The organism is Mesorhizobium sp. M7A.F.Ca.CA.002.09.1.1, assembly GCF_003998555.1.
GTDB classification, from domain to species: Bacteria; Pseudomonadota; Alphaproteobacteria; order Rhizobiales; family Rhizobiaceae; genus Mesorhizobium; species Mesorhizobium ciceri.
Window position 1 is genome coordinate 1 of sequence record NZ_RZRR01001519.1, and the last position, 590, is coordinate 590.

Below are 590 nucleotides of genomic sequence, written 5' to 3' on the forward strand. Positions count from 1 at the left end.
GCACGGAGCTGTTCGTCGACCGTTCGATGCTGCCGGACGATGGCGAGGAAGACGAATTCTACCATGCCGACCTCGTCGGCCGCGAAGTCCGCGACCACCTTGCCAAGCACGGCACCCGTGTCGTCGCGGACTTCGAGGCCGACGAGGTCGGCATGGTAGAATTCGTCTTCCTCGCCATCGTCCGGCAGCATCGAACGGTCGACGAACAGCTCCGTGCCGGCCAGCGCCTCGGCCGCATTGCGGTCGGCAATGCCCTTGAAACGGACCACGACGACGGTGTTGGCGGGCCTGATGTCGACGATCTGGAAGGCGCGCCCGTCCCTGGCGTAGAGCGGCCCGTAGTCGGCCAGCGCCAGCGGCTCGCCGGTGAAGGTCTTCACCCGCAATTCGCCCTTGATGCCATGGGCGGCGCCGATCACGGCCATCTGGACAGGATTCTGGAGCTTGCTCATGGCGAAATATCCTTTGGCCTGCTCTAGCCCCACGCGGCTGTCATTTCAATGACTGGCTATTCTCCGCTTCCTAACCCGAATATCCGAAAATGCCGCCATGCAGGAATTCCTCATCCCGGCCAAACCCGATCTCCAGGC

At 63.2% G+C, this 590-nt stretch carries 1 protein-coding gene; it reads right to left on the reverse strand.

Going from position 1 to position 590, the window contains the following annotated elements; all coding sequences use genetic code 11:
- On the reverse strand, positions 1-452 hold a 452-nt coding region (gene rimM, locus EN994_RS34405), incomplete at its 3' end, for a ribosome maturation factor RimM (RefSeq protein WP_245466185.1).
- Positions 453-590: the final 138 nt, after the last annotated feature.